We start from the raw sequence: 20,324 nt of genomic DNA, 5'->3' as shown, positions 1-20,324 counted from the left end.
GGCGATATACAGGGAGGATGATATGAAAGGGACGTTGCGCCTGATGGGCGCGGCTGGAGCATTGATGCTCGCCGCCACCGCAGCACCGGCCATGGCCGGCACCACCGCAGACCTGCTGAAAAGGCTGCATGAAAAGGGCATCCTGACCGACGACGAATATCAGGAACTGGCGAAGGGACAGAGCGCCGAGGCCACGCAGACGGCCGCTGCACCTGCCCCGGCCGTGACACCCGATGCATCGGGCGGCGCGGGCTTTGTGCGCATGACCGATAGCGGCGTCGGCCTCCAGATCGGTGACGTGACGTTGAAATTCTCCGGCTCCGTCAACGGCTTCTATGTGCATGACAATGGCGATACGCCCAGTGCCACGACGACGGTGACGGGCGGAGTCGCCACGGTGGGCGGCAACAGTTCGGCCATTCGCAACGGCCTGCTGCCCGGCTTCCTGAAGGTGGAAGCCTCCACCAGCCTGGATGGCTGGGACGTTGGCGCGCATTTCGGCATGTATCCGGGTATCAACTCAGTCAGCTATGTCGGCGGTGGTGCCAATAGTGGCGGCAATCCCCGTGCGCTTCAGACCGCCGGGATCGACTTTCGCCAGACCTACCTGACCTTTGGTCGCGCCGGCTTCGGCGAAGTGAAAATCGGCCGCGACATCGGGCTGTTCCAGTCCGAATCGATCCTGAACGACATCACTTTGCTGTCGTCGGGTACGCCAGCGGGCAATGTCGCCCCGTCCAACACGACGCTGGGCCGCATCGGCACTGGCTATATCTACACCGATTTCCAGCCGCAGATCACCTATACCACGCCCAATTTCAGCGGCTTCACTGCCAGCGTCGGGATTTTCGAGCCGCTGTCTTCGCTGACCGGTCCCGAAGAATCGAACAAGCAGCCGGGTTTCCAGGCCAAGTTCGTTTATGACGGCAAATTTGGCGACGTCGGCACGCGCCTTTGGGTTTCGGGTCTATCGCAAAAGCATGATGTGATCGCAGGTCCGGACTATACCGGCTGGGGCTGGGATGCGGGCGCCAAGGTCACATTCGGTCCGGTCACTATGGTCGGCACCTATTATGACGCATCGGGCCTTGGCACCACGGCGCTCAACCTGTTCGACACCGACGGGATCGGCAACAAGCGCGACAGCCATGGCTTCTACCTGCAAGGCCTGACGACCTTCGGCAAATTTTCGGTCGGCGGCAGCTATGGCGAAAGCAATCTCGATTATGCCAATGTCGCCGATGCGCTGGCCAATCCCACGCTGGTCGACAAGAATAGCAGCTGGGTCGGGCAGGTCCGCTATGGCCTGAACAGCTGGGTGACGTTGCTGGGCGAATATATCAACACCCGGTCGAAAGCCCATAACGGCAACAAGGCGACGTCGGACGCCATCGCGGCCGGCGCGATTCTCTTCTTCTGACCCGCTGTTCGACCCAAGGAACAATGTCGCGGGGCGAGGGCCGCATCCTACAAAGGATGCGGCCCTTTCCATTACAAGGCTTGAAAAACAAGCCGAGGGGCGCGAGGGGATCGTCATGAAACATATCATTCTGCCCGCCGTCCTGCTGGCCATTCCGACCGTCGCATTCGCCCAGGCGCCAGACGACGCCGCAGCGGATTCATCCACCATCATCGTCACCGGCGAAGGGCTGGAACTGCCGCCGGGTACGCCGGCCTATGGATCGGTCGTGATCGACCGGCAACGGCTGCTGGACAGCGCATCGGGCCGGATCGAAAGCGTGCTGGGCGACGTCGCCGGCTTCCAGCAATTCCGCCGGTCGGACAGCCGATCGTCCAACCCATCGAATCAGGGCGCGACGCTGCGCGCGCTGGGTGGCAATGCGTCGAGCCGCACGCTGATGCTGCTGGACGGCGTGCCGATCGCCGATCCCTTTTTCGGTTATATTCCTTTCAGCGCGCTGGCGCCCGAGCGGCTGTCGGTGGTGCGGGTGACGCGCGGCGGCGGGATCGGCGCCTTCGGTGCGGGCGCAGTCGCCGGCACGATCGAAATGGCCAGCGCCACGCGCGATCAGCTGCCCGACTTTTCCGCCAGCGCCTTCTACGGCAGTCGTGATTCGACCGAGCTGTCGGCCGGCCTGACGCAGGATCTGGGCGGCGGCTATGTCTCGCTCTCCGGCCGCTGGGATCGCGGCGTCGGCTTCCAGACCACGCCAAAGGATCAGCGCGTCGCTGCCACCGTGCCGGCCGCCTATGATGGCTGGTCTACCAATTTGCGGGCGGTCGCGCCCCTTTCCGCCACGTCGGAACTGCAATTCCGCGCGACCCTGTTCGAGGACAACCGCACATTGCGCTTCAAGGGCGCGGACAGCATGAGCCAGGGGCAGGATGCCAGCATCCGCTATATCAACCGGGGTGCGTGGCAGGTCGATGCGCTGGCCTATATCCAGGCCCGCAACTTCGCCAACATCGTCATGTCCTCCTCGACCTTCCGCAAGTCGCTGGATCAGCGTAACACGCCGTCCACCGGCATCGGCGGCAAGATCGAGATCCGGCCGCCGGTGGGCGATGCGCATATGCTGCGGCTGGGCGTCGATACGCGTTTTGCGACGGGCGATATGTATGAGGACGCCTATAACGCCAATGTCGCCACCAATCCGCGCACCTTCCTGCGCCATGCCGGCGGCGACCAGTGGACCACGGGCTTCTTCGTCGAAGATGACTGGACGCTTGGCGGGCTGGTCCTGACTGGCGGCGCCCGGGCCGATCGCTGGTCGATCAGCAATGGCTTCTATCATCAGGCGAGCGCCACGACCGGCGCGACCACGGGCAGCGACTATGCCGATCGGTCCGACTGGGAATTTTCCGGCCGGGTCGGCGCACTTTACCATGCCAGCGACGCTTTCGCCCTGCGGGCATCGGCCTATAGCGGCTTCCGCCTGCCGACGCTGAACGAATTATATCGCCCCTTCGTCGTCTTCCCCATCACGACGCAGGCCAATGCGGCGCTGACCCCCGAAAAGCTGAAGGGCGCCGAAGCCGGGGTCGATCTGACGCCGATCGAGGGGATCACCTTGTCGGCCACCGCTTTCTACAATCGGCTGGACGATGCCATCGCCAACGTCACCGTCGCCACCAACACGCGTCAGCGCCAGAATGTCGACCGGATCGTCGCCAAGGGCGTCGAACTGACGGCCGCCGCCAAGCTGGGCGATTTCAACCTGTCGGCCTCCTACGCCTATAGCCACAGCCGAGTCCGTGCGCCCGGCGCTGCGTTCGACGGGTTCACGCCTGCGCAAACGCCGCGCCATGCCGCCAGTGCCACGGTCGCCTACAGCCCGGCCCATGGTCCATCGCTGTCGACCACGCTGCGCTATGTCGCGAAACAATATGAGGACGATCTGCAAAGCGACGTGCTGCCCGATGCGCTGACGCTGGACGCTATCGCCCGCCTGCCTATCGGCCATGGCATCAGCCTGGTGGCGCGTGGCGAGAATCTGTTCGACGAAACGGTCGTGACCCGCAATGCCGGCGGATCGATGGATCTGGGCACGCCGCGCACCCTGTGGATCGGCGTCAGTTTCGGGCGCTGACGACTATTTGGACGATCTTGATTCTAGCGGCGTTGTTGCCGGTCAATCTGGTCGCCTTCACCCTGTTTGCTATGGACAAGCGGCGCGCCCGGATGGGTTTGCGCCGCTTGTCCGAACGCACGCTGCTGCTGTGGGCCTTGATCGGCGGAACGCCCGGCGCGTTCCTTGGCCGCCACGTCTTTCGCCACAGGACACGCAAACAGCCTTTTTCGACGCTGCTCTGGCTGATCGCCGCGGCACAATCGATGGCGATCGCCGCATGGGCGATGATCTGATTTCAGATTGTCGGGGGAGAAATGGTGCTGCCGGGGAGGATTGAACTCCCGACCTCAGCCTTACCAAGGATGCGCTCTACCACTGAGCTACGGCAGCACTCTATTTCTGTTCCGATGCGCTATGTGCGCTTCGGAGGCCGGGCCTATGGCCGCCCTCGCTGCGCATGTCAAGGCGGGTTGCGGTCGATCATGCATTTTGCTTATGCGCATGGCATGGCTGAAACGCAGGACGAGAAAAAGGCACGGTTGGCGCAGGCGCTGCGCGACAATCTGCGCAGGCGCAAAGCCCAAGCGCGGGAGAGCGCCGCGCCGCCCCCTCCCGCTGACAGGCCCGACGACTAGGCTTTAGAGCGGCGCACAGGCCGCCTTGAGCCAGGCCAAGGCATCACCCTCCAGTTGCGGGCCGACCAGGTCCAGCACGGCGGCATGATAGGCGTCTAGCCAGGCCTGTTCTTCGCGGTTGAGCAGATCGGTCGCGATCAGCGTGCGGTCGATCGGTGCGAAGGTCAGCGTCTGGAAGCCCAGCATCGGCTTTTCCGCGCCGGGAACGTCGCGTTCCTCCACCAGCACCAGATTTTCGATGCGGATGCCATATTCGCCGGTCTTGTAATAACCCGGCTCGTTGGACAGGATCATGCCCGCTGCCAGCGGCTCGTCGCCACCGCCAAAGGTCGCGATCCGCTGCGGCCCTTCATGCACCGACAGGAAGCTGCCGACGCCATGGCCGGTGCCATGGGCATAATCCAGCCCTTCGGCCCAGAGATATTGGCGTGCGAGCGCATCCAGCTGGCCGCCGCGTGTGCCCTTGGGGAAGACCGCGCGGGCAAGCGCGATATGGCCCTTGAGCACCAGGGTGAAGCGATGGCGCATTTCATCCGTCGGCGTCCCGATGGCCAGCGTGCGGGTCACGTCGGTGGTGCCGTCGCGATACTGGCCACCTGAATCGACAAGATAGAGGCTGTTCAGCTCGATCGGGCGATTCGTCTTCTCCTCGGCGCGATAGTGAACGACCGCGCCGTTCGGGCCGGCGCCGCTGATCGTATCGAAGGACAGGTCTTCAAGCAGGCCGGTGTCCTTGCGGAATGCCTCCAGCCGGTCGGAGGCGGAGAGTTCGGTGAGGCCGCCCTTGGGCGCTTCCACCGCCACCCAATGGAGGAAGCGGCTGAGCGCCGCGCCGTCGCGGGCCTGCGCGGCCTTATGCCCAGCGATTTCGGTGTCGTTCTTGATCGCCTTGGGCAGGACGGCAGGGTCGCGCAGCGACAGGATCGTCGCGCCGCCAGCGTCCAGGCTGTTGAAGATCGCCGCGACGGCCCGTTCGGGGTCTGCCACGACGGTCTTGCCCTGAAGGTCCGCCAGCGCATCGGCAAAGGCAGCGCGATCATGGATGCGCACCGCGTTGCCCAGATGCTGGGCGACGGCCTCGTCCATTTTCTCCGGCGCGACATAAAGGTCGGCGGTCGCATCGGCATGAACGATGGCATAAGCGAGTGCAACCGGGGTGCGTTCCACATCCTTGCCGCGTATGTTGAAAGTCCAGGCGATCGAATCCAGGGCCGAAAGAACGACCGCGTCCGCCTTCTTCTCCGTCAGCCAGTCGGCCATGGCGGCGCGTTTTTCGGCGGCGGACTGACCGGCGAAACGATCGCCATGCACCACCAGCTTTGCATCGCTGGGCGCCGGGCGATCGGGCCAGACGGCATCGACCGGGTTGGTATCGACGGCGACCAGTGCGGCGCCCTTCTGGCGCAGCGCTTCGGCCGCCTGAATCACCCAGGCACGGGTGTGAAGCCAGGGGTCATAGCCGATGCGCGCACCCTGCCCTGCATGATCCTTCAGCCAGGCGGCAATGGACGTCTGCGGCACGCTTTCATATTGCCAGTGCGCGCCGTCCACCTGCTCGCGGACCTGAAGCGTGTAGCGGCCATCGACGAAGATCGCGGCTTCCTGCGGAAGCACCACCGCGCTGCCAGCCGACCCCTGAAATCCCGTCAGCCAGGCAAGCCGCTGGGCATAGGCGCCGACATATTCGCTCATATGCTCGTCTGTCAGGGGGACCACGAAACCATCCAGCGTCTGGCGCACCAGTTGCGCGCGCAGGGCCTTCAGGCGATCTTCATAACTGGACATTGCACTTCCCTTGGATCATTCCGGCCTCTTGCGTTGGCCATAATGGCAACAACATAGAGGGACAGGCGCGCTTATTCCAGCGCAGCCCCCGTCTGAACCATGGATAGTTAATGACCGATCACATGCAGCCTCCCGTCGCCGACCGCCGCCAGCACAGCTTCTCGCATCACGGCATCACGGTGGACGACCCTTACGCATGGCTGCGCGATCCGGGCTATCCCGACGTGAAGGACAAGGATGTCCTGGCCTATCTGGAGGCCGAAAATGGCTGGTTCGAAGGGGCGATGGCGCCGCACAAGCCTTTGCTCGACACGCTGTTCCAGGAGATGAAGGGGCGCATCAAGGAAGATGATCAGTCGGTTCCGCAAAAGGATGGCGACTATATCTATTGGCGCGCATTCGAGACGGGGGCGCAATATCGCAAATGGTATCGCAAGCCGTCCGCCGGCGGTGACGACCAACTGATATTGGACGAACCCGCACTGGCGGCGGGGCATGAATATTTCCGGCTGGGCGCCATGTCGGTCAGCCCTGACGGCCGCTATCTGGCCTACGCGATCGATACCAATGGCTCGGAGCGGTTCGAGGCGCGGATCAAGGATCTGTTCTCTGGCGAGATACTGCCCGAAGTGATCCCGGATACGCTGTCGTCGCTGGTGTGGACGGCCGACAGCAAGGGGCTGCTCTACGGCCTGGCCAATGACAATTGGCGGACCGACAATGCGCGGCTGCACTGGCTGGGCCAGAGCATCGAGAGCGATGTCGACCTATTTCATGAGGATGATGAAGGGTTCCGCGTCTCGATCGGCCTGACCTCTTCGGAAAAGTGGATCGTCATCGCGACCGGCGATCATGTGACCAGCGAAGCCTGGCTGATCCCGTCCGACGACCCGACCGCGACGCCGCTGCTGGTGTCAGCGCGCAAGGCCGGCCGCGAATATGATGTCGATGAGCATGAGGGCACGCTCTACATCAAGACTAATGACAGCCATCCCAATTTCCGGCTGGTCAAGGCGACGCTGGACGCGCCCGACCAGTGGCAAGAGGTGATCGCAGCCGACGCGCATTTCTACCTGACCGATTTCACGCTGTTCAAGGGCTTCTATGTCACCGAAGGGCGGCAAGACGGCCTCGACCAGATCGAATTGCGCGATTATGCGACGCACACGCCCAAACGCATCCCTTTCCCGGAAGCCAGCTATTCGGCTTCGCTGGACGACAATCCAGAATATGACGTAACGAAACTGCGCATCGGCTATGAATCGATGGTCACGCCGGACACCATCTACGACTATCATCTGGCGACAGGTACGTTGGAGGTGCTGAAGGTCCAGGAAATCCCGTCGGGCTATGATGCCACCGGCTATGCGGCCGAGCGGCTGATGATCGTGGCGCGCGATGGCACGCAGATTCCCGTATCGATCGTCTATCCCAAGGATTTCCCACGCGACGGCAGCGCACCGCTGCATCTTTATGGCTATGGCGCTTATGGCATGGCGATGGAGCCGGGCTTTTCGACCAGTCGCCTGTCGCTGCTGGATCGCGGTTTCGCCTTTGCCATCGCCCATATTCGCGGTGGTGATGACCTGGGCCAGCAATGGTATCTGGACGGCAAGCTGGACAAGCGGGTCAATACCTTCACCGATTTCGTCGATGTGGCGAAGGGGCTGATCGATCTCGGCTATTCGTCGAAGGGCAAGATCAGCATTTCTGGCGGATCGGCCGGCGGCGAATTGATGGGTGCTGTGATCAATTCCGATCCCGACCTGTGGGGCGCCGTGGTGGCGCATGTGCCGTTTGTCGATGTGCTCAACACCATGCTGGACGAAACATTGCCACTGACGCCGGGCGAATGGCCCGAATGGGGCAATCCGATCGAGGATGAAGCGGCATTCCGCACCATCCAGAGCTATGATCCCTATACCCATGTCAGCGCGCAGGCCTATCCGCCGCTGATGGTCACGGCAGGCCTCAACGACCCGCGCGTTACCTATTGGGAACCGGCGAAGTGGGTCGCGAAGTTGCGCGCGACCAAGACGGACCAGAATATCCTGCTGCTCAAGACCAATATGGGCGCGGGCCATGGCGGCAAGTCGGGGCGGTTTGAAAGCCTGCATGAGACGGCGGAGGAATTCGCCTTCATCCTGTGGCAATTGGGTGTGGAGGGCTGATGGCGTCCAGTTTCACCAAGCAGATCACCGCCTGTCCCGAGCATATCGATGAACTGGGCCATGTGAACAATGCGGTCTGGGTCCAGTGGATGGAGCAGGTGTCGGTCGAGCATTGGCGGCAGGATGCCGATCCCGCCCATGTCGATGCCTATATCTGGGTCGTGACCCGGCATGAGGTCGATTATCGCGGCAATGTGACGCAGGGTGACGTGGTGACGGCGCGGACATGGATTCCCGAACCGCCACGGGGGGCGCGGTTCGATCGGCTGATCGAGTTCACCGGGCCGGACGGCAAGGTGAAGGTTTCGGCCAAATCCACCTGGGCGATCATCGACAAGGCGACCGGCCGAATCCTGCGGGTTCCGGCCGAGGTGGCGGCCAACTTCATCGACTGACCCCGTTCAGAGGATCGGTCAGGGTCGGACGACCTCGAACATATCCGCTATGCCCGGTTCGGCCGGCATCTCCTCCCGCTCGGCGGCCTGTCGTGCCCACATGAGGGCGTAGAGTCCGTCGGCGCGGACGAGGTCGGCATGGAGGCCGCGCTCCACGATCACGCCCTTGTCCAGCACGATGATTTCGTCCGCATCGACCACGGTCGATAGGCGGTGGGCCACCACCAGGGTCGTGCGCTTGCGGCTGATGTCGCGCAGGACGGTCTGGATTTCCGTTTCCGTGCGGCTGTCCAAGGCGCTGGTCGCTTCGTCCAACACCAGTACCGGGGGATCCTTGAGCAACGTGCGGGCGATCGCGACGCGCTGTTTTTCGCCGCCCGACAATTTGAGGCCGCGCTCGCCGACCCGCGTTGCATAGCCCTGCGGCATGTCCATGATGAAGTCGTGGATGGAGGCCGATTTCGCCGCCGCCTCTATCTGCGCCTGGCTCGCCCCTTCCCGGCCATAGCCGATATTATAGCCGACCGTGTCGTTGAACAGGACCATGTCCTGCGGCACGATGCCGATCGCGGCGCGCAGCGAGGCCTGGGTCACGCCGGCGATATCCTGCCCGTCGATCGACACCTGCCCCGACTGGATATCGTAGAAGCGGAACAGGATGCGGGCGATGGTGGATTTGCCCGCCCCCGAGGGGCCGACGATCGCCAAGGTCTTGCCCGCCGGCACGGTGAAGCTGACATCGTGCAGGATTTCGCGTTCGGGATCATAGCCGAAGCGCACATGATCGAAGCGAACGGCGCCACCATGCGGCTGCAACGCCGGGGCGTCGGGCCGGTCGGCGATTTCCTGCTGCGTGTCGATCAGCTTGTACATCGCCTCCATGTCGATCAACCCCTGGCGGATGGTGCGATAGACCATGCCGAGCAGGTCGAGCGGCCGGAACAGCTGGCTGAGCAGCGTATTGACCAGCACGACGTCGCCGGTGGTAAACTGCCCCCGGCTCCAGCCCCAGACGGTATAGGCCATGGCGCCCGCCATCATCAGGTTGGTGATGAGCGACTGGCCGATATTGAGCCAGGCGAGGCTGTTCTCGCTCTTGACCGCCGCCTTGGCATAGCGGCGCATCGCCGTGCCGTAGCGGGTCGCTTCCCGCTGTTCGGCGCCGAAATATTTGACCGTTTCGAAATTGAGCAGGCTGTCGACGGCATGGGCGACGGCATTGGTGTCCATGTCGACCATGTCGCGGCGCAGCTGGTTGCGCCATTCGGTGACGGTGCGGGTGAAACCGATATAGAGCGCCACCATGACGAGCGTGGCGACGACCAGTCCGGCACCGAATTTGACGAAGAAGATGATGCAGACCGCGACCAGCTCCAGCACGGTCGGCGCGATGTTGAACAGCAGGAAATAGAGCATCGTGTCGATGCTCTTGGTGCCGCGCTCCACGATCTTGGTCACGGCGCCGGTGCGGCGGTCGAGGTGGAAGCGCAGCGACAGGCGGTGCAGATGGACGAAGACATCGTCCGCCAAGCGCCGTCCAGCCTCCTGCCCGACCTTTTCGAACACGGCATTGCGCAGATTGTCGAACAGGACGCTGGCGAAACGGGCGCCGGCATAGGTGGCGACCAGCGCCATGGCGAGGCCAACCGCCGGCTCCATGCCCGGCGCCATCCGGTCGATCGCCGCCTTGTAGGCGAAGGGCATGGCCAGGCTGACGATCTTTGCCAGCAGCACCAGCCCCATGGCGATGGCGACGCGGCGGCGCAGCGCGGCAGAATCGGCCGGCCACAGATAGGGCAGGAAGCGGCGCAGCGTCGCCCAGACGGGCGGGATCGGCGTGGAGACGGGCGTGGAGGGTGGCATCGGCCCCTATGTAGGGGTTGCAGCGCGGCAATCCAGTGATTGTGCCACCGGGGATGCGGATCGGCCCAGCGATAGGAAAAGTCGCGCTTAACTTCGCACATTTCCCGCTGAACTCGACTGAATATTGCGCAATCATGTTCCTATCGGAAAGATGCCCTGCGTCGTGGCCGAATGGCTGCGCGATATGCGGCGGCAAGGCTCTGTCATCGACGGGACTGCCGACCAGGCGCGGTTCGGCCCGATGGCGGCGAAACCGGGTCCGTTGAGCAAGGATCATGGGGTCATTGTGATCGAACCGCCCCCGTAACGGAACAAAGCGACGCTTTAGACTCTTTTCCTTTGCGGCATAGCGCGGCATGATGGGGCCGTCGTGACGCATCGCAGGAGGCAAGACAGGCGCATGTTCGGGTCTTTGTGGAAGCGGATTTTCGGAAAACAGGCTGCCGGTAACGACCAGATATGCGAGGCGAAAGGCCCTGCCCCGACGTCTAATTCGACTGGCAACGCCGCGCCGAGCTATGATCCGGTCGCCGCTTTGCGCGATCTGGTGCGGCGGGATGTCGCTGGCGGCTTTTTCGACGATGACGCGATCCTGACCAACGCCAACGATGTGTTCGAGGAGGAATTGCCCCGGCCGCTGTTGCGGGTCGAGGCGTCGGCGGCGCTGCGCGCGGCGCTGGCCGATCATCGCGCGGCCGAGCGGGACTGGTCGGAAATGACCGATTGCGACCGGCTGGATGCCGCCTTCGAGGCACTGGAAGAGGAAGGCATCGTCGCGCGGCAGAATTTCACCTGCTGCGGCACATGCGGCGCGTCCGAAATCTGGGACGAGATCGAAGCGGCGCAGGATGAAGGCTTGGGCGTGGAGGGCTACGCCTTTTTCCACATGCAGGACACCGAATCCGCGGTCGAGGGCCATGGCCTTTATCTCAACTATGGCGCCTGCGACCAGGGCGAGGACAAGGCGGTCGCGATCGGCCATCGCATCGTCGAGCAGTTGGAGGCGCATGGGCTGACCACGCGCTGGGACGGGCGGCTGGAGCAGCGCATCGGCGTGTCGCTGGAATGGAAGAAGCGGCGTAGCGCGGTGCTGATCCAGGACTAGAATATCGGTTTTACGCGATGTCCCGGTTATCGGATGGGTGCATCCGATCGGCGATCGTGCCTGAGCGCCGAAGTTCACACCGTAGCACGGCTTTTGCGCCCGAAGCGCTCGCGAAGCTTTCGCGAGGCGCTTGGATGGCGCTCGCCAGGCTTCACACACGCTCTCGCGACGCCCCCCTTCCTATTATGGACGCAGCGCCACCACTGCCCATATATACGGCCAGCGGGTGATGCATCGTGCGCTCATGCAACATCAGCGCTTCCGCCCAGTTGCGATCGAACTCCGTGCCGGCAAGGCGGCGACGCAGGCGATGCGCACTGGACGGCGACATGCCCACCGCGCGCGCGGCGTAGCGAACGCTGCCGGTGTGGAGCAATGTGCCAAGGAAGCTGGCCTGCAACGCGGGCGTCCAGCGGGCGCGGCGTTTTTTGGCGGGGCAAGCGGGCGGATTGGGGGGAGAAGTCTGTTCCATCCATGAGGATAGATCAGAGGATTTCCTAATAGGAAAGGGGCGTGTCAGGCCGAGGCACGGTTGTGGCGGAACCAGTGGGCGAGCTGTTGTTCATCCACATCCCCGGCGGCAAAGCCCAGCATGGTCCGGGTCGCATCGGCCGTATCGAAAGACAGAGCAACCTGATTAAGCGCAAGGAAGAGGCGCGCCAGCACCCAACCAGTGCGCTTATTGCCGTCGACAAAGGGGTGGTTGCGCACGACGCCAAAGGCATAAGCCGCAGCGAGAGCGCAACGGTCATCCTGCCCATAGGTCCATTGGTTGACTGGACGGGCAAGCGCCGATTCCAGCATCCCTTCGTCACGGATACCGGTGCCACCGCCATGTTCGGCCAGTTGGCGATCATGGATGGCAAGCGCAACGGCTTTTTCGATCCAGACCGGCTCCGGGCGCGCCTCTTCCAGTGTCGACATGACCCCTATTTTGCCAGCACGCGCAGGATATCGCGATCCTCACGCATGATCTGCTCGGCCAGCGCCATCTTCGACGCAAAATCTGGATCGGCAGCGGTAAGGCGAGCGCCGTCAGGTGCTTCGGTTACGTACAGCGTATCACCCGGTCCGACCCGCAATTGCGCCAGCAGTTCCTTGGGCAGGATAACACCGGCGCTGTTGCCGATCTTCGTAATTTTGAGGGGTATGTTCATACAGGCGTTATAACATTTTTGCGATACATCGGCAAATCGCTTACTTAGGTAATGCTTTAAGCTGATTTATAGCCTCAAGGAGGCGGATTGTGGCATTTCCATCCATTGCATCACCTTCATACCGAACCTCGTAAAGACCCTGAAGATTTGAAGGCAATTTAACACCCTCTTTGACTAAAAGAATGAATTTTTTACCATACAAAGCCATTGCAGCACCGATCTCAATCAGTACATTTGGATTCAACACCACATGTTCTTTAGCATCTGAATCAATAAGTGTCATTTCCCCTTCAACATGAATGATTGCTGCGCCACAATCCCTCATATCATTCATAACCTTTTCGGGAACAGGTTGGGATACTGACTGACGCTCTACAGAGACAACAGCCTCTAATTCACCAAACGCCAAAAGCTTCTTTATAGGATCTACCAAGCCTTTATTTCGACCGTGCGTAATAAATACTTTCTTGTTTACGGCCGTCGATCTTAGGTGCCGCTCAAAATCCTCAGAGGGGGGTGGCTGGTGTTCCGCATTCTCTATTTTTGGCTCATTCCGTTCCACCAAATCTTCCAAACCCTTTTGGTCCGATGCACTTGGCACGAGCGTCTCGTTGCGCCGTGTTAAGTTTATATACCTTTTGCCCTTTATCTCTTGGACAAGGCCGAGAGATGAGGCTCCCTCCACGATAAGCTTCAGCGTAGCTTCGGTACGTTCTTTCGGTACTCCCATGCTGTTTAAGACATTGTATGCAATGCTATCGGGCGGGAGAGGGCTATTATTATATTTGTTCAAAAACTCCCCAACCACTCGCGGTTTCAGTAGTGCTTCACGTTTCCCATGGAGGTCTTCACCTTCTTCTAGAGGGTTTAGAATCCGCTGGACTAAAGGGGTAAGCGCAATTTCAGCAGCATTGTATCCGCCGCTCGTAAGTCCATAAGCAATGGATGATCCGGTTAGCATTTTAAAATGGCTCGAAGCAGGCGCGAGGTTCATTGCCGCCGCAACTTCGAGCGGCTTGGTTGGAGCAGATGCATAATTATCGGCTATAGCAACCGCTACCCGAAGAGCATCACCAAGCGCATAAGCCGGCACATCAATCTGACTCACTTGCACTCGTTTTGCTTTGAGATTCTCAGTCGCCTTTTCGGTTTGCTTCGCCACGAAATTCCCCAACTTTCTAGAACAGATAGGGAAGATGTCCGACTCCACAAACTGATTCAAGTTATGTAACCCATCCGTTATGACAACTTAAATTTCAGGGCTGAGCTAGGTTTCGTGGACAAAGGGTATCCACAGTTTGATTGAAGCGAGTGCGACGAAGCCAAGGTAGGACTCGCGGGTTTTATCGTAGCGCGTGGCGACCCTGCGCCAGTTCTTCAGCTTGTTGAAGAGCCGTTCGACGAGGTTGCGCCATTTGTATTTGACGCGGTCATGGGGGATCGGGTCGCGGCGGTTGCTTTTGGCGGGGATTACCGCCTCGACATGGGCTTTGGCGATCTCTTCGCGGATAGCGTCGGCATCGTAACCGCGATCCGCAAGGAACGCCTCGATCTTGTCGCTGATCATCCGGAACAGGGGCGCAAACCCGTGCACATCGTGGGTTTGCCCTGGCGTCAGGACGTATCCGAGTGGACGCCCTTGAGCATCACATCTGGCGTGGAGCTTGGTGGTGAACCCGCCGCGCGATCGGCCAAGCGCCTCGGTTTCCTGAGTCCCTTTTTTATGCCGACTGCACAATGATGTGCTCGAACCACGGTGCTATCGATCATGTCGGCGGTGCCATCGCGGCCTGCCATTTCTGCGAACGTTTCGAGCATCGCATCGAACACCCCGGTTTCAACCCACCGTCGGTAGCGCCGGAACACGCTGTTCCACTTGCCATATTCATCGGGGAGGTGGCGCCACTGGGCACCCGTCCGCGCCATCCACATCATACCTTCAAAATATAGCCGGTTGTCTTGCGACGGACGACACCCTCGGCCTCGCTCGGATGGCAACAGCGGGCCGATCAGTGACCATTCTTCATCCGACACTCCAATCCGCTCCCCCAACTCTGCCTCCCAAAAGACAGCCTTGAATCAGCGCGTGAGTCTCTCGTCAAGCTTTGTCCACGAAACCTAAAGCAATTCCCGTATTCATTCAATCATGCTCCCTACCGCCAGCGCCCATATAGAGTTCGCTGCCGGTTGCCTTGAAGAGCCTGCTCATCTCTTCCATGCCCTTGAGCGCGGCGGCCTTGCTGGCTTGCGCCACTTCCGCGCCGGTCAGGCCCGCTTCCAGGAAGCCGTCGGCGGCTTGGTTCTTTTTGGCCGCGAAATCCCGGACTTCCTGCGTGATCTTCATCGAGCAGAATTTGGGGCCGCACATGGAGCAGAAATGGGCGCTCTTGGCGCCTTCGGCCGGGAGCGTCTGGTCGTGATATTGTTCGGCGGTTTCGGGATCGAGCGACAGGTTGAACTGGTCGCGCCAGCGGAATTCGAAGCGGGCGCGGCTGAGCGCGTCATCGCGGACCTGCGCTGCGGGATGGCCCTTGGCCAGGTCGGCGGCGTGGGCGGCCAGCTTGTACGTCACCACGCCGACCTTCACGTCGTCGCGGTCGGGCAGGCCCAGATGCTCCTTGGGCGTGACATAGCAAAGCATTGCCGTGCCATACCAACCGATCTGCGCCGCGCCGATGCCGCTGGTGATATGGTCGTATCCCGGCGCGATGTCGGTGGTGAGCGGCCCAAGCGTATAGAAAGGCGCTTCGCCGCACACTTGCAGCTGCTTTTCCATATTCTCCTTGATCTTGTGCATGGGCACATGGCCCGGCCCCTCGATCATCACCTGCACATCCTGTTTCCACGCGCGGTGGGTCAGTTCGCCCAGCGTGTAGAGTTCGGAAAATTGCGCTTCGTCGTTGGCGTCGGCGATGGAGCCGGGGCGCAGGCCGTCGCCAAGGCTGTAGGCGATGTCATAGGCCTTCATGATCTCGGTAATCTCGTCGAAATGCTCGTAGAGGAAGCTTTCGCGATGATGGGCGAGGCACCATTTCGCCATGATGGAGCCGCCGCGCGAGACGATGCCGGTGACGCGCTTAGCCGCCATCGGGATATAGGCCAGGCGCACGCCGGCATGGATGGTGAAATAATCGACGCCCTGTTCCGCCTGCTCGATTAGCGTGTCGCGGAAAACGTCCCATGTCAGGTCTTCGGCGATGCCGCCGACCTTTTCGAGCGCCTGATAGATGGGGACGGTGCCGATCGGGACCGGCGAGTTGCGCAAGATCCATTCGCGCGTGTCGTGGATGTTGCGGCCGGTGGACAGGTCCATCACCGTGTCCGCGCCCCAGCGGATCGACCAGACCAGCTTGTCGACTTCGGCCGCGACGTCGGAGGCGACCGCGCTGTTGCCGATATTGGCGTTGATCTTCACCAGGAAATTGCGGCCGATCGCCATCGGTTCGGATTCCGGGTGGTTGATGTTCGACGGGATGATGGCGCGGCCGCGGGCGACTTCGTCCCGGACGAATTCGGGGGTGACATAGTCGGGGATGGACGCGCCCCAGCTCTGGCCGTCACGGACATATTCGGCGAGGCGCGCGCGGCCCAGATTCTCGCGCTCCGCAACATATTCCATTTCCGGCGTGATGATGCCGCGCCGGGCATAGTGCATCTGGGAGACATTGGCGCCGGGCTTGGCGCGCAGGGGTCGCTGCACGACGTTCGGGAAAGGTTGCACGCCGCCTGACCGGTCGGGGCCCTTGAGCCCATTATCCTCCGGCTTGATCGCGCGGGCGTCATAGTCTTCCACATCGCCGCGCTCGATTATCCAGTCGCGGCGCAATTGCTGCAGGCCCGCCATGATGTCGATCCGCGCATCGGGATCAGTGTAGGGACCGGACGTGTCATAGACGCGCACCGGCGGCTCGCCGCTGCCCGGCTCCAGATGAATCTCGCGCATTGCGACCTTGCGCGGGCCGACATGGATCTTCTTCGACCCGCGAATGGAACCAGTGGTGACGGTCATTGCGGCCTGCCGGCCGATGAAGCCTTCGGCTTCGGTCATCTCGGTGCGGGCGGGGACATCTGCCATGGATTAGCCTTTCAGACGGAAATGGTGGCGCGGCCGTTGAGGCCGGCGAGGAAGAGGAGGATGCCGAGGATGAGCGCGATGCCGGCCCAGACGCGGATGAAGCCGGTCGACCAGTGGCCGATGCGGATGAGCGGGCCGGGCACGGCAAGCAACATCGCGCCCTCGATCAGCGCGACATAGCCGATCAGGCTGACGATGACGGCGAGCGGGTCGGTCCATATGCTGTGGATCAGGACCAGCGTGCCGCCGACCGCGAAGACGGCGAACCCCAGCGCCACGACCAGGCCCGGCGATCGGTTGAGATCGTCCATCACCGCCCGCCAGCGCGGCGGGCTGGCCAGACCACCAATGCCGATGACGATCATGTAGAGGCCGAAAATTTCGGCCAGGCGCAGCGTCAGAACGGAAATCGTATCCATGGGCCGCCTCTCTTTCGTCTCTTCTCAAAGACGCAGGGCGGACGCGGTTTGCGGATTACACAAGCCGTTCCCTCCCTACGCCGGTGTCAGCCGGATCAGGTTCGACGGGTCGCAGCCACTTCAGCTGCCTCTCAACCGCTTGTGCGCGGTCCCCCGGGGATGCTGGACAGGATAGGGGCGAAACGGCACAAGGTCCAGCAGCTTATGTTCGATACCCCGCCCCCCGATCTGTCGACCAAGGCTGGCCGCAAGGCCTGGCGCCATGAAATGCGCATGGTGGCGGTGCGGCCGCGCCGATGGGGACTGTGGCTGCTGACGCTGGGCTTCCTGCTGGTCATGGCGCCCGCGGCCTTTGGCCTGCACAGCCTGTGGGGCTGGTCGCCCAGCCTGATCGGGAGCCTGCTGATGCTGGGCGCGTTACCCCTGCTGATAGCGAGCGCCGTGTTGCGCGCCCGCTATATGAAGGGGCGATTCACTTTGCCGGGGGATAAGCGCTGATGAACAAGAGGATGATGCTGTTGGTGACTGCCGCGATGCTGACCGGGGCCGGCGTGCCCCCTACCCCCTCCGCTGTGCCGGCGGATGACCCCTTCATCTGGCTGGAGGACTGGACCGGGCCGCGGGCGATGCAGTGGGTCGAGGCGGAAAACAAGGCGACAGAAGCCGCGCTACAGGGCGATCCGCGCTATGCCGGTTACTATCGGGACGCGCTCGCCATCGCATCGGCCAAGGACCGGATCGCCATGCCGATGCTGATCCATGGCCGCGTCTATAATTTCTGGCGCGACGCCGATCATCCGCAGGGTATCTGGCGGTACACTTCGGAAGCCGATTATGCGACCGATGCACCGCACTGGACGACGGTGCTGGACCTGGACGCCCTGTCGAAGGCGGACGGCAAGAAATGGGTGTGGAAGGGTGCGACCATCCTCGATCCCGAGGAGCGGCTGGCGCTGATCAACCTGTCGGACGGTGGCGAGGATGCGGTGACGCTGCGCGAGTTCGACCTGGTGTCGGGCGCGTTCGTGCAGGGCGGTTTCGATATTCCCACCTCCAAGCAGAATGAAGCGTGGCTGGACAAGGACTCCCTGCTGCTGGCCCGCGACTGGGGCGAAGGCAGCATGACCAAGTCGGGCTATCCCTTCGTGGTGAAGCTGGTGCAACGCGGGCAACCTTTGTCGGCGGCGCAGGAAATCTATCGCGGCGCGGCCAGCGATCAGGTCGGCACCTTCCCGATGCTGTTGTCGGACGGATCGGGCAATCGCGCGGCCTTTCTCTATCGCGGCGTGACCTTTTTCGGCAACGAAACCTACCTCGTCACGGGCGAAGGGGTGAAGAGGCTCCCCCTCCCCGCCAAGAGCCAGTTGCAGGGCATGGTGCAGGGACAGGTGCTGATCCAGACCAGCGAGCTTTGGGAAAGCGGCGGCGTGACCGTGCCGGCAGGATCGCTGGCGGCCGTGCCATTGCAGGCGCTGGAGGCGGGCGAGACGCTCAAGCCGCAGATATTGTTCGCGCCCAATGCCCGCCAGTCGATCGACGGCGTGGCGGCGACGAAGAACCGGGTGATCCTGGCCATCAACGATAATGTGCGTGGGCGGGTGCTCGTGCTAACGCCGGGAAGCGGCAAATGGACGAGCATGCCGGTGGCGCTGCCCGACAATGCGACCATCGCGATCGCCAGCGCGACCGACAAGAATGACAACGCCTATCTGTCGGTGGCCGGCTTCCTGTCGCCCACGACGCTCTGGGCGCTGGATGCCAACCACCCTGCTCCGACTCAGGTGAAGGCGATGCCGGCCCGTTTCGATGCGCAGGGCCTGGCCGTCGATCAATTTGAGGCGACGTCGAGCGATGGGACGAAAATTCCCTATTTCATCGTCCATCGCAAGGACATGAAGCCCGACGGGTCCACCCCGACGATCATGACCGCCTATGGCGGGTTCGAGATTGCTATGACGCCCAGCTATGCCGCGAGCACGGGCAAGCTGTGGCTGGAGCGAGGCAACAGCTTCGTGCTGGCGAATATTCGCGGCGGCGGTGAATTCGGCCCGGCCTGGCATGAGGCGGGGCTGAAGACGAAGCGGCAGATCATCTATGATGATTTCGCGGCGGTGGCGCAGGACATATTCGCGCGCAAATTATCCTCGCCCCGGCGGCTCGGTATCTATGGTGGATCGAACGGCGGGCTGTTGATGGGGGTGGAATTCACCCAGCATCCCGAACTGTGGAACGCCGTGACGATCCAGGTGCCGTTGCTGGACATGGTCCGGTACGAGCAGATCGCAGCCGGCGCGTCCTGGGTGGACGAATATGGCAGCGTGTCGGTGCCGACGGAGAAGGCATTTCTGGAGAAGATTTCGCCCTATGCGAACATCCGCAAGGGCGTGAAATATCCCACGCCCTATATCTGGACGACGACGAAGGACGACCGCGTGGGTCCGCAGCATGCGCGCAAATTCGCGGCGCGGCTGAAGGATTATGGGCTGCCCTATTATTTTTACGAGGATACCGCCGGCGGCCATTCTGGCGACGCCGACATTGCGCAGGGTGCGCGATTGCAGGCGATGCAGATGGTGTATTTCAGCCGGTTTCTGGAGGGGGAGTAGATAAGCAAAAAGCCCGCCGGATTGGCGGGCTTTTTCATTTGGTTGCGGGAGTAGGATTTGAACCTACGACCTTCAGGTTATGAGCCTGACGAGCTACCGGGCTGCTCCATCCCGCGTCACCAATGGGAAAAGGGCGGGTCTTTCGACGCCGCCCTTTTACAAGACTTATGAATGGGTTTTTTGTGTCCGATATATGCGCGAGCTTCAATGCCTGGCGACGCCCTACTCTTCCAGTGCTTGAGCAATAGTACCATCGGCGCAGACTGGTTTCACGGCCGAGTTCGGGATGGGATCGGGTGGGTCACAGACGCTATGGTCACCAAGCAATGAAGCTGGCGCATATATTGGGTTTTTGATCGATGCCGTGCACAATTTGGTATGTGTGTAATTTATATATCTGGGCTGGCTTAACGACCGTACGATCAAGCATCGTCACTGTTGCCAGTGCTGATGTTGATGGTGGGACTCTTAAGCGCGATAAGAGCAATTAGGACTGGTTAGCTCCATGCGTTACCGCACTTCCACATCCAGCCTATCAACGTCGTGGTCTACGACGGCTCGAAGAAATCTTATCTTGAGG

The 20,324-nt window shown here is 61.8% G+C and carries 17 protein-coding genes, 2 tRNA genes, 2 rRNA genes, 1 pseudogene and 1 riboswitch; of the genes and pseudogenes, 9 read left to right on the top strand and 13 right to left on the bottom strand.

The features are described from left to right. The first annotated feature begins 22 nt into the window (after positions 1 to 22). From F4U95_RS06610 to F4U95_RS06600, 3 genes are all read left to right on the top strand, one after another. Positions 23 to 1,420 (top strand): porin family protein, encoded by a 1,398-nt coding sequence (locus F4U95_RS06610; protein WP_150425065.1) that lies wholly within the window; start codon positions 23 to 25, stop codon positions 1,418 to 1,420. Between the two features lie 115 nt (positions 1,421 to 1,535). Then, a complete protein-coding gene (locus F4U95_RS06605; protein WP_150425064.1) occupies positions 1,536 to 3,551 on the top strand; it encodes a TonB-dependent receptor in 2,016 nt (671 codons plus the stop codon). Next, entirely contained in the window at positions 3,524 to 3,826 is a 303-nt protein-coding gene (locus F4U95_RS06600; RefSeq protein WP_343032326.1) for a DUF1294 domain-containing protein, read from the top strand. The genes F4U95_RS06605 and F4U95_RS06600 overlap by 28 nt, the downstream gene beginning before the upstream one ends. A gap of 22 nt (positions 3,827 to 3,848) precedes the next feature. On the opposite strand, the gene F4U95_RS06595 is transcribed toward F4U95_RS06600, so the two are convergent. Beyond that, positions 3,849 to 3,923, bottom strand: a tRNA-Thr gene (locus tag F4U95_RS06595). A gap of 116 nt (positions 3,924 to 4,039) precedes the next feature. Between F4U95_RS06595 and F4U95_RS25355 the strand changes: the two genes are divergently transcribed. Continuing rightward, a complete protein-coding gene (locus F4U95_RS25355; RefSeq protein WP_269462513.1) occupies positions 4,040 to 4,168 on the top strand; it encodes a hypothetical protein in 129 nt (42 codons plus the stop codon). Positions 4,169 to 4,171: 3 nt separating this feature from the next. Here F4U95_RS25355 and F4U95_RS06590 read toward each other — a convergent pair whose 3' ends face one another. Further along, positions 4,172 to 5,953: an aminopeptidase P family protein gene (locus F4U95_RS06590; RefSeq protein ID WP_150425063.1), complete on the bottom strand. Its 1,782-nt coding sequence runs from the start codon at positions 5,951 to 5,953 to the stop codon at positions 4,172 to 4,174. Positions 5,954 to 6,075: 122 nt separating this feature from the next. Here F4U95_RS06590 and F4U95_RS06585 point away from each other — a divergent pair, with 122 nt between their 5' ends. Continuing rightward, a complete protein-coding gene (locus F4U95_RS06585; RefSeq protein ID WP_425505041.1) occupies positions 6,076 to 8,124 on the top strand; it encodes a S9 family peptidase in 2,049 nt (682 codons plus the stop codon). Then, a complete protein-coding gene (locus F4U95_RS06580; protein ID WP_120251405.1) occupies positions 8,124 to 8,519 on the top strand; it encodes an acyl-CoA thioesterase in 396 nt (131 codons plus the stop codon). The genes F4U95_RS06585 and F4U95_RS06580 overlap by 1 nt, the downstream gene beginning before the upstream one ends. An 18-nt stretch (positions 8,520 to 8,537) precedes the next feature. On the opposite strand, the gene F4U95_RS06575 is transcribed toward F4U95_RS06580, so the two are convergent. Next, positions 8,538 to 10,382 carry an ABCB family ABC transporter ATP-binding protein/permease gene (locus tag F4U95_RS06575; protein WP_150425061.1) on the bottom strand — a complete coding sequence of 615 codons (1,845 nt, stop codon included), beginning with the start codon at positions 10,380 to 10,382 and terminating at the stop codon, positions 8,538 to 8,540. A gap of 400 nt (positions 10,383 to 10,782) precedes the next feature. Between F4U95_RS06575 and F4U95_RS06570 the strand changes: the two genes are divergently transcribed. Beyond that, positions 10,783 to 11,487: a DUF6891 domain-containing protein gene (locus F4U95_RS06570; protein ID WP_150425060.1), complete on the top strand. Its 705-nt coding sequence runs from the start codon at positions 10,783 to 10,785 to the stop codon at positions 11,485 to 11,487. 151 nt (positions 11,488 to 11,638) lie between these two features. Here the strand turns inward: F4U95_RS06570 and F4U95_RS06565 are convergent, their stop codons facing one another. The 7 genes and pseudogenes from F4U95_RS06565 to F4U95_RS06535 form a co-directional block, all read right to left on the bottom strand. Continuing rightward, complete coding sequence (locus F4U95_RS06565) at positions 11,639 to 11,959, bottom strand: LysR family transcriptional regulator (RefSeq protein WP_232015757.1); 321 nt, start codon at positions 11,957 to 11,959, stop codon at positions 11,639 to 11,641. A 44-nt stretch (positions 11,960 to 12,003) separates the two neighbouring features. After that, entirely contained in the window at positions 12,004 to 12,411 is a 408-nt protein-coding gene (locus F4U95_RS06560; RefSeq protein WP_150425059.1) for a type II toxin-antitoxin system death-on-curing family toxin, read from the bottom strand. A gap of 5 nt (positions 12,412 to 12,416) precedes the next feature. Beyond that, the gene (locus F4U95_RS06555; protein ID WP_150425058.1) at positions 12,417 to 12,644 is read right to left on the bottom strand and encodes an AbrB/MazE/SpoVT family DNA-binding domain-containing protein; all 228 of its coding nucleotides are present in this window, start codon (positions 12,642 to 12,644) and stop codon (positions 12,417 to 12,419) included. A 40-nt stretch (positions 12,645 to 12,684) separates the two neighbouring features. Then, a complete protein-coding gene (locus F4U95_RS06550) occupies positions 12,685 to 13,806 on the bottom strand; it encodes a TIR domain-containing protein (RefSeq protein ID WP_150425057.1) in 1,122 nt (373 codons plus the stop codon). 105 nt (positions 13,807 to 13,911) lie between these two features. Beyond that, positions 13,912 to 14,678, bottom strand: a pseudogene (locus tag F4U95_RS06545) (IS5 family transposase). Positions 14,679 to 14,784: 106 nt separating this feature from the next. Next, positions 14,785 to 16,719, bottom strand: a complete 1,935-nt coding sequence (thiC, locus tag F4U95_RS06540) for a phosphomethylpyrimidine synthase ThiC (protein WP_425505040.1) — start codon at positions 16,717 to 16,719, stop codon at positions 14,785 to 14,787. 11 nt (positions 16,720 to 16,730) lie between these two features. Next, on the bottom strand, positions 16,731 to 17,138 hold the full coding sequence (locus F4U95_RS06535) for a DUF2065 domain-containing protein (RefSeq protein ID WP_150425056.1): 408 nt from the start codon (positions 17,136 to 17,138) through the stop codon (positions 16,731 to 16,733). A gap of 55 nt (positions 17,139 to 17,193) precedes the next feature. After that, positions 17,194 to 17,304, bottom strand: a riboswitch (TPP riboswitch). A gap of 38 nt (positions 17,305 to 17,342) precedes the next feature. Between F4U95_RS06535 and F4U95_RS06530 the strand changes: the two genes are divergently transcribed. Together F4U95_RS06530 and F4U95_RS06525 are read left to right on the top strand one after the other, a co-directional pair. Then, positions 17,343 to 17,636, top strand: a complete 294-nt coding sequence (locus F4U95_RS06530) for a hypothetical protein (protein WP_150425055.1) — start codon at positions 17,343 to 17,345, stop codon at positions 17,634 to 17,636. Further along, on the top strand, positions 17,636 to 19,744 hold the full coding sequence (locus F4U95_RS06525) for a prolyl oligopeptidase family serine peptidase (protein WP_246171513.1): 2,109 nt from the start codon (positions 17,636 to 17,638) through the stop codon (positions 19,742 to 19,744). The genes F4U95_RS06530 and F4U95_RS06525 overlap by 1 nt, the downstream gene beginning before the upstream one ends. Before the next feature lie 39 nt (positions 19,745 to 19,783). On the opposite strand, the gene F4U95_RS06520 is transcribed toward F4U95_RS06525, so the two are convergent. The 3 genes from F4U95_RS06520 to F4U95_RS06510 all read right to left on the bottom strand — a co-directional run. Next, positions 19,784 to 19,860, bottom strand: a tRNA-Met gene (locus tag F4U95_RS06520). Positions 19,861 to 19,953: 93 nt separating this feature from the next. Continuing rightward, positions 19,954 to 20,068 (bottom strand): 5S ribosomal RNA (rrf, locus tag F4U95_RS06515). 144 nt (positions 20,069 to 20,212) lie between these two features. Next, a 23S ribosomal RNA gene (locus tag F4U95_RS06510) occupies positions 20,213 to 20,324 on the bottom strand; the annotation flags it as partial.

Source organism: Sphingobium limneticum, from assembly GCF_008710165.1.
Classification (GTDB): Bacteria; Pseudomonadota; Alphaproteobacteria; order Sphingomonadales; family Sphingomonadaceae; genus Sphingobium; species Sphingobium limneticum.
This window is presented reverse-complemented; position numbering and strand designations above follow the sequence as displayed.

Excerpts from the sequence above, each read along its gene's own strand:
- F4U95_RS06610 (WP_150425065.1), top strand. The coding sequence starts at position 23 with ATGAAAGGGACGTTGCGCCTGATGGGCGCGGCTGGAGCATTGATGCTC.
- F4U95_RS06605 (WP_150425064.1), top strand. The coding sequence starts at position 1,536 with ATGAAACATATCATTCTGCCCGCCGTCCTGCTGGCCATTCCGACCGTC.
- F4U95_RS25355 (WP_269462513.1), top strand. The coding sequence starts at position 4,040 with ATGGCTGAAACGCAGGACGAGAAAAAGGCACGGTTGGCGCAGGCGCTG.
- F4U95_RS06590 (WP_150425063.1), bottom strand. The coding sequence starts at position 5,953 with ATGTCCAGTTATGAAGATCGCCTGAAGGCCCTGCGCGCGCAACTGGTG.
- F4U95_RS06585 (WP_425505041.1), top strand. The coding sequence starts at position 6,076 with ATGCAGCCTCCCGTCGCCGACCGCCGCCAGCACAGCTTCTCGCATCAC.
- F4U95_RS06580 (WP_120251405.1), top strand. The coding sequence starts at position 8,124 with ATGGCGTCCAGTTTCACCAAGCAGATCACCGCCTGTCCCGAGCATATC.
- F4U95_RS06575 (WP_150425061.1), bottom strand. The coding sequence starts at position 10,382 with ATGCCACCCTCCACGCCCGTCTCCACGCCGATCCCGCCCGTCTGGGCG.
- F4U95_RS06570 (WP_150425060.1), top strand. The coding sequence starts at position 10,783 with ATGTTCGGGTCTTTGTGGAAGCGGATTTTCGGAAAACAGGCTGCCGGT.
- F4U95_RS06565 (WP_232015757.1), bottom strand. The coding sequence starts at position 11,959 with ATGGAACAGACTTCTCCCCCCAATCCGCCCGCTTGCCCCGCCAAAAAA.
- F4U95_RS06560 (WP_150425059.1), bottom strand. The coding sequence starts at position 12,411 with ATGTCGACACTGGAAGAGGCGCGCCCGGAGCCGGTCTGGATCGAAAAA.
- F4U95_RS06555 (WP_150425058.1), bottom strand. The coding sequence starts at position 12,644 with ATGAACATACCCCTCAAAATTACGAAGATCGGCAACAGCGCCGGTGTT.
- thiC (WP_425505040.1), bottom strand. The coding sequence starts at position 16,719 with ATGGCAGATGTCCCCGCCCGCACCGAGATGACCGAAGCCGAAGGCTTC.
- F4U95_RS06535 (WP_150425056.1), bottom strand. The coding sequence starts at position 17,138 with ATGGATACGATTTCCGTTCTGACGCTGCGCCTGGCCGAAATTTTCGGC.
- F4U95_RS06530 (WP_150425055.1), top strand. The coding sequence starts at position 17,343 with ATGTTCGATACCCCGCCCCCCGATCTGTCGACCAAGGCTGGCCGCAAG.
- F4U95_RS06525 (WP_246171513.1), top strand. The coding sequence starts at position 17,636 with ATGAACAAGAGGATGATGCTGTTGGTGACTGCCGCGATGCTGACCGGG.